Here is a 6095-nt window from a genome sequence, read left to right on the forward strand (position 1 = left end):
GGGTTTCGGCGGGGCCGGCCGTCAGACAGAGATCGGCGGCGAGGGTTCAGCTGCGCTTGAGGGCTTTTTTATAACCGCAGCTGCGGTGCAGCCATTTCAGATCCTTGACCAGCTCGGGGGTCAGCTTTACGCATTCCGGGTTCACCTTGAAGCGCTTGTTGTACACCTTGCAGCGCCGGGTGGAGATGTCGAGATAGCGGCAGGGAGTCGAGGTGAACAAGATCCTGCCATCCTCGTCCTCTATCTTTTCGAAACAACAGAGACCGCACTGCTCACAGAGCGATTCCCACTGGTCCTTTTCACAGCCTTGATCACCCATAGATTACTCCCCGGCGCTCAAAGGGACATCGACCGTCCCGCTTTTCCCGGAGAACCTGACCTTGTCCTCGAAGATCTGCTCGATCCTGTAGCCGTCGACTGTGGCGCCCTGGGAGACCATGTGGCCATTCACTATCGCCGCGCTGGACTGACTGTCGTTTTGCCAGGCGATGCCGGTCACCCGCACCTCGGGGCGGCTCTTGGCTTGCGCGACCTGGGCCGGCGGTGCTAGCGGAGCAGCCTCCCGGACGGGTGCCGGTTGCGTCGCGACGCTGTGGACAGCAGTGACCTTTTTAGAAGCGACCGACTGGGGATGCTGGGATTTCTTGGCCACGACCTTGGCCGCCGGGGCGGATTTGACCGGAGTAGCCACCTTGGCCCTCTTCTGCTCACTCTTCGCCACGGCAGCGGATGTGGCCTTGGCGACGGGAGGATGCTTGACGGCGGCCGGAGAGGTGGTGGCAGCGGCCGCCTTAACGGCCGGAGCGGACACCGGTTTGGGCGAGGCGACAGCGGCAGGAGCCTTCTGTGTGACGGCCGGTGTATGTTTAGGCTGAGGCGCCGCAGCTAGCGGAGCCGGCTGTACTGCGGCGACTTCCTTGGGCACAGCGGGGACTGGTTGCGGTCGAGCGGTGGTCACACCAGGTTTGCTGAAGCCACCCATGGCGGCGAAGGTAAGGAGGCTGGCCACCGCGGCACCGCCGATGACTCCCACCGGAAGTACCCACGCCGGACGGCGCTGCCGCGCTTTGGGCAGGCTGCTCGGCCCGCCGGTGCGCCGGGTGTTCTGCGATTGCTCAACCTTTTCCAGCGCCTTGAGTATGGAACTCATATCCGTCCTCGTCCTCGATCTTTATTTCACACGGTTTAACTGCCGCAACGGCCCCATCTAGCGCGGCAGGTACCTCGCCAACCGCGACAAGAATCCGCTGACTCTCCCGTAGGGGGTACGCCCCGCCACTTCCGAGATGGCCTGGGCGGCGATGGCCCCGGAGATGATGCGGGTCTCCTCGGTGAAGCCGATCAGCAGGGCACGGTCGCAAACCACGTTGACCAGCCTGGGGACACCACCCGAGTACCGGTAGATCCGCTTCAAGGCGGCGGTCGAAAACTCGGCGGCGCGGAACCGGCCGGCCAGCTCCATCCGGTGCTCGATGTAGCGCCCCATGCTTTCGAAGTCCATCGGCAGCAGGTGGCAGCGCACGGTGATCCGCTGGTTCAGCTGCCGCAGTTCATCCTTGGCCAATACCCCCAGCAACTCGGGCTGCCCGGAGAGCACGATCTGGATCAGCTTGTCCGTCTCGGTCTCCAGGTTTGAGATCAGCCTGATCTGCTCCAGCACTTCGGGGGCGAGGTTCTGCGCCTCGTCCATCACCAGCACCACGCTGCGTCCTGCCATCTTCTGCTCGAGCAGGAAGGCGTTCAGCGCCTGCAGCAGGTCCACCCTGCTCTCGGATTCGCAGGCGATGCCGAATTCGCGGTTGATGCTGCGCAGCAGTTCCAGCGAAGAGAGGCAGGGATTAAAGATCAGCGCCGTGCGGTGCCCGTCGCCATCCAGGCGGTTCAGGAAGGTACGCAGCAGCGTGGTCTTGCCGGTCCCCACCTCGCCGGTGATCTTCACGAAGCCGGCCCTGCTCTCCACCGCGTAAAGGAGATGCGCGAACGCCTCCCGGTGCATGTCGCTCATGAACAAAAAGCGCGGGTTAGGCGTGATGGTGAAGGGACGCTCTCTGAATCCGAAAAATGTGCAGTACATAGCGGATGCGCTTCCTTGGCGGTCTGCCGTTAGTTGAGCGGAGAATATAGCGCGAATCCATGCAGAAATAAAGGGAAAGCTAACGAAAAACGGGAAAGGTAACACAGAAATAGGGGAAGCAGTGATAAGGTCCCCTCTCCTTCAAGGGGAGGGACAGGGTGAGGATGGGTCCCCGTCGTTGAACAGCAGCATGCAATCCCCCCTGTCCCCCCTTTATCAAGGGGGGAACCCGTTAGGGAGGCAATTGCATTCACGGCCTGCTTGAGGAGCAGTAGGTTGGCAACGAATTAAGAAAGGCGCGAATGGTCAGATTTTCTCAGGCTCGACATGGAAGCTCATCCTGGCGCCGGTCACCCTGCTGAGCCCGGTGTACAGAAAGATCGCCACCCAGATGGCCTCCATCATCAGCAGCGGGACCGGGTTCCAGACCCCGGCTATGCCCGCCGATAGGTCGCAGACCACCGATTCCCCGCCAAAATAGCGCGCCACCCATATCCCATAGACGACCGCAACCACGCCCATCATCTGGTAAGCAGAGAATTTTCCCGCTCCGCGATGGTCGTCGCGCAGGAATTCGGAGCAGACCCGCCAGAGTTGGGTGATGATCAGGGCGGTGAGAAAGGCCGCCCCGTAGGCTCCCTGTAGGAACAGCAAGGTGGAGACGACCCCGGTCGCCGTATAGAGGAGGTAGGTGATCCCTTGCACTGGCAGGACCTTTACCCCATCAAGCCCGGAAGCGTAGGCGATCTTCTTGGTCTTGCCGGTGAAGACCAGGGCAACCGGGGAGGCCAGGCGGGCAACGGTCGGATGACAGCAGGAGAGCGGCTTGCCGTAGCAGCAGCCGAAACTCACGCAGGCGAGCCTTCCGAACCCCTCCCCGAAGGCGTAGGCGATGGAGATGACGGCCAGCGCGGGGAGTACCGGCACCGGCACTCCCCGGTCTCCTAAAGGTATGTTATTGACCAGGGTCACCACCCAAGGGGCAATGAGGGTCCCCACGAATACGGCGCCGCCAACGGTGAAGGTGTTGCTCTTCTTCTCCACCACCTGGGCCACCAGGCGGGAGGCGGGAACGCAGCAGACAAGCAGCAGGACTACCAGCGCCATGATGGCCCTCAGCGAGATACCCGCGGCTCCCATCAGGATCAGGGACAGGAGTACCGCAGCCAGGTAGGCGTTGGCGGTGAGGATGCCGTACCAGGTGAGGTTCACCCCGTGCCAGTGGCCGTCCCCCCCCTTGCGAAGTGGCACGGCCGCTGCCACCTGCCATCTCTCGTGGGGGAGCGTGGTCATCCCCCAGATCAGGTACGCCGCAGAAACCGCAGTCAGCGAAATGATAAAAGTAACCTGCTCCATCGTCCCTCCGTAGGGTGGGCACCACCCACCGTGCAAACTAACTCAACCAGCTATCTGAAGCTCCCCCTAGCCCTCTCCCGGGGGGCGAGGGAACTTTCGGACTGAACTGCTGATAACTTTTTAGACCGCCGTCGCAAGAAGCGACCGCACCCTGATGTCCGTCTCCACCAGGCTCTGATTGAAACCGTGGCTGAAGCGGCTTACGACGTCGGTGCGCCGCTGGTTTTCCCGCAGGTCCCCGGCGAATTCGACCCGCCCCTGCTGGAAGATGATGATATCGGTACTGCTCCCTGGTCGATACAGCGACTTCGGCTGGCCTTTCTCGATGAACATGCCGGCCACCACCTCCTGGGGCTCGTCATAGCCGTGTTCGCTGTAGCACTGCACGATATCGCCGATCATCAGCGCCACCACCTCGACCATCGCCACCAGCCCCACCCCGGTTCCTCCCGGTACATCGGTATCGATGATGGTAACCACGCGACGGTTCTTGGAATAGGGAGTCGCCACCGCCACGATCGCGTTGGGGTTGCAGGAATTGAAAGCCCCGTCTATCTGGTAGATGTCGAGCACCTGCCCGGTGACCGGTGCGTGGTTGTAGTGGTACTTGTCAGGTGTCAGCCGGAACAGGGCGAAATCCCCCTCCTGGAAGGCCTCCAGCCAAAGCTGCTCACCCAGCAGTTCGGCAAAGGTGAAGAACTTGTCCTTGATGAAAAGCGAGGAGGTATCCCGCAGCGAGCCTACCAGCACCCTGGCGTCGGCCGGCGATACCACGCTGCCGGCATCGGCGGGCATGGGCCGGCACGTTTCGTAGCGGATGCGCCGTTCGAAGACCTTGCGCGGAGTGTTCAGCTGTCCGGGGGGATCGAGACACTCCCCCAGGTCGACCTTGAGCTCTCTCAGAAACTTGCTGCAGGCCGAGCTGCTGGCGCCGAACGGCAGGTCGTAGTTGACGAAGCCCAAGACATCGGTCATGCGGGGGCTGGTTACCATGCGAAACAGGCTGGGGGCGTGTTCCCTCACCCGGTGGTACAAAAGCCCGATCAGGCGGTCGCCGAAGAGCGGTTCGCTGCGCGGGGTCCCGCTATCCCGCTCGATATACTGGTGCTGCATGCACTGCATCCGTATCTCCTTCTTTGCTTTCGGTGACTGTCCCGGCATCGTTCACGATGGAGAGCAGGGTAAGGTTCATGAGCCGCCTGAGCCCCTCCCCTTCCAGCCGGTCCGCCAGCAGGTCGGCGGCGACGGTATCGAGGAAGGCCCGCGCGCCCGCAGGTGCGCCCAGCTCGTAGAGCGCGCCGCGCATCTGCGGGTCCCCGGCTGCCGCGCGGGCGTCCACATCACGGAAGTCCTCGCGAAGGAAATTCACCCCCTCTTCCATATGATGTTTGCGCAGGGCCCCGCGGTAGTAGCGCTCCGCCCCCCGGTTGAACTCGTCGGCCTTCACCTTCATGGGGGCCCTGGCGTTGACCTCATTCAGGATGCCCCTGGTAAGTTTCCCCTCCGCCGAGAAGCGCTCCGGCTCGCAGAGGCGCTGCCTGAGATCGGCGATGGTCTCCGACAGCCCCATCATCTCGATCAGCTCGCCGGCATCCTCCTTCAGCACCTCGAGGAGCGCGAGGCGGTACTGGTTTACCTTCACCCTCAGGTAGCCCGGATAGCGGCTGCTCCCCCGGACCTCGCTGGTCTTGGAGATAATCCGCATCAGGAATCGGTTTTCGGTGTTTTTCTTCACGAAGAAGGTGGGAATGCCGATGGCGGAGGCGAAGAAGATCTGCCGTCTCTCGCTCTCCAGCGAGGGTGAGTCCGGGATCTCGATCCGGTTCAGGGAGCCCTCGGCCAGGTACTTGAAGGCCAGGGCGTTGATCAGCATTTGCAGATCGGCCGCCCTTCCCAGGTCGTGCTCGAGGCTGTCGAACTGGCTGTAGTGCCGTGCCTCGAACCCCGAGAACCCCATGGCGTGGAACTCGCGCTGCTTGTAGAGGAGGTAGAGCGACATCTGGCGGTCGAATACCCCCATCTCGCATAGATCCTTCTTGAGCTTATCGCTATTGCCGGGGCGGCCGTCGAGCGCAGGACTCTGCGGGGTGCTGAGCAGGCAGATCAGGTAGTCGATCAGCCGGTAATCGGGGACGAAGTCTCCCTTGAGCCCGAACAGACCGCTCACCATGCGATCGATCCAGGGAGGGCCGAAGGGGGTAACCGGCTGGCCCAGGATGGACAGGCTCGCCTTTTTCTGCCAACGGCGCCAGAGCATGCGCAGGTGGGTGAAATCGAGTTCGTGCGGCAGGTAGCCGAGCGCGCGCTCCGGGTGGAAATCCGTGTAGCTCAGACGGTAGGGGGCGGCCGAGTAGGTGCCGACGAACAGCGGGAGGAAATGCTCGGCCATCTTGATGGTCAGGTCACCCAGGTACTTCTCGTGGGAAGCGTTGAAACCGGAGACCGGATCGGCCAGCAGCCTCCCCAGCTTGCGGCTACCCATGCTCAGGTGGGTGCCGTTGTTGGCGAGGCTCACGTTGGAGACGTTGGGAAGCACCACCAGGTTGTTGGTGATGATCCCCGCCTCCCTCAGCTTGGCGACCGCGTTCAGCTGGCTGCGGGACAGCACCTTGTGGCAGAGCTGCATGTAGCGGTACTTCTCCTCGCCGCGGTCCCAGCCTGAGAG

Annotated in this window: 5 protein-coding genes and 1 pseudogene; all 6 read right to left on the bottom strand. The window is 62.5% G+C overall.

The window, feature by feature from the left end:
* Positions 1-46: 46 nt before the first annotated feature.
* Positions 47-319 carry a YcgN family cysteine cluster protein gene (locus VJ604_RS12975; RefSeq protein WP_324083164.1) on the bottom strand — a complete coding sequence of 91 codons (273 nt, stop codon included), beginning with the start codon at positions 317-319 and terminating at the stop codon, positions 47-49.
* A 3-nt stretch (positions 320-322) separates the two neighbouring features.
* The gene (locus VJ604_RS12980) at positions 323-1150 is read right to left on the bottom strand and encodes a hypothetical protein (protein ID WP_324083166.1); all 828 of its coding nucleotides are present in this window, start codon (positions 1148-1150) and stop codon (positions 323-325) included.
* Between the two features lie 57 nt (positions 1151-1207).
* Positions 1208-2074 carry an ExeA family protein gene (locus VJ604_RS12985; protein WP_324083168.1) on the bottom strand — a complete coding sequence of 289 codons (867 nt, stop codon included), beginning with the start codon at positions 2072-2074 and terminating at the stop codon, positions 1208-1210.
* 306 nt (positions 2075-2380) lie between these two features.
* Positions 2381-3430 carry a prolipoprotein diacylglyceryl transferase family protein gene (locus VJ604_RS12990; protein WP_324083170.1) on the bottom strand — a complete coding sequence of 350 codons (1050 nt, stop codon included), beginning with the start codon at positions 3428-3430 and terminating at the stop codon, positions 2381-2383.
* A 120-nt stretch (positions 3431-3550) separates the two neighbouring features.
* Entirely contained in the window at positions 3551-4552 is a 1002-nt protein-coding gene (locus tag VJ604_RS12995; protein ID WP_324083173.1) for a phosphatidylserine decarboxylase, read from the bottom strand.
* Positions 4515-6095 (bottom strand): annotated as a pseudogene (locus tag VJ604_RS13000) (hypothetical protein); the annotation flags it as partial. The pseudogene VJ604_RS13000 and the gene VJ604_RS12995, both read right to left, overlap by 38 nt.

The sequence above is a fragment of the Geomonas sp. genome, from assembly GCF_035254065.1.
GTDB lineage: Bacteria > Desulfobacterota > Desulfuromonadia > Geobacterales > Geobacteraceae > Geomonas.

What these genes read in the sequence shown, in the direction of transcription:
- VJ604_RS12980 (WP_324083166.1), bottom strand. Translation starts at nt 1,150, where the DNA reads ATGAGTTCCATACTCAAGGCGCTGGAAAAGGTTGAGCAATCGCAGAAC.
- VJ604_RS12990 (WP_324083170.1), bottom strand. Translation starts at nt 3,430, where the DNA reads ATGGAGCAGGTTACTTTTATCATTTCGCTGACTGCGGTTTCTGCGGCG.
- VJ604_RS12995 (WP_324083173.1), bottom strand. Translation starts at nt 4,552, where the DNA reads ATGCAGTGCATGCAGCACCAGTATATCGAGCGGGATAGCGGGACCCCG.
- VJ604_RS12975 (WP_324083164.1), bottom strand. Translation starts at nt 319, where the DNA reads ATGGGTGATCAAGGCTGTGAAAAGGACCAGTGGGAATCGCTCTGTGAG.
- VJ604_RS12985 (WP_324083168.1), bottom strand. Translation starts at nt 2,074, where the DNA reads ATGTACTGCACATTTTTCGGATTCAGAGAGCGTCCCTTCACCATCACG.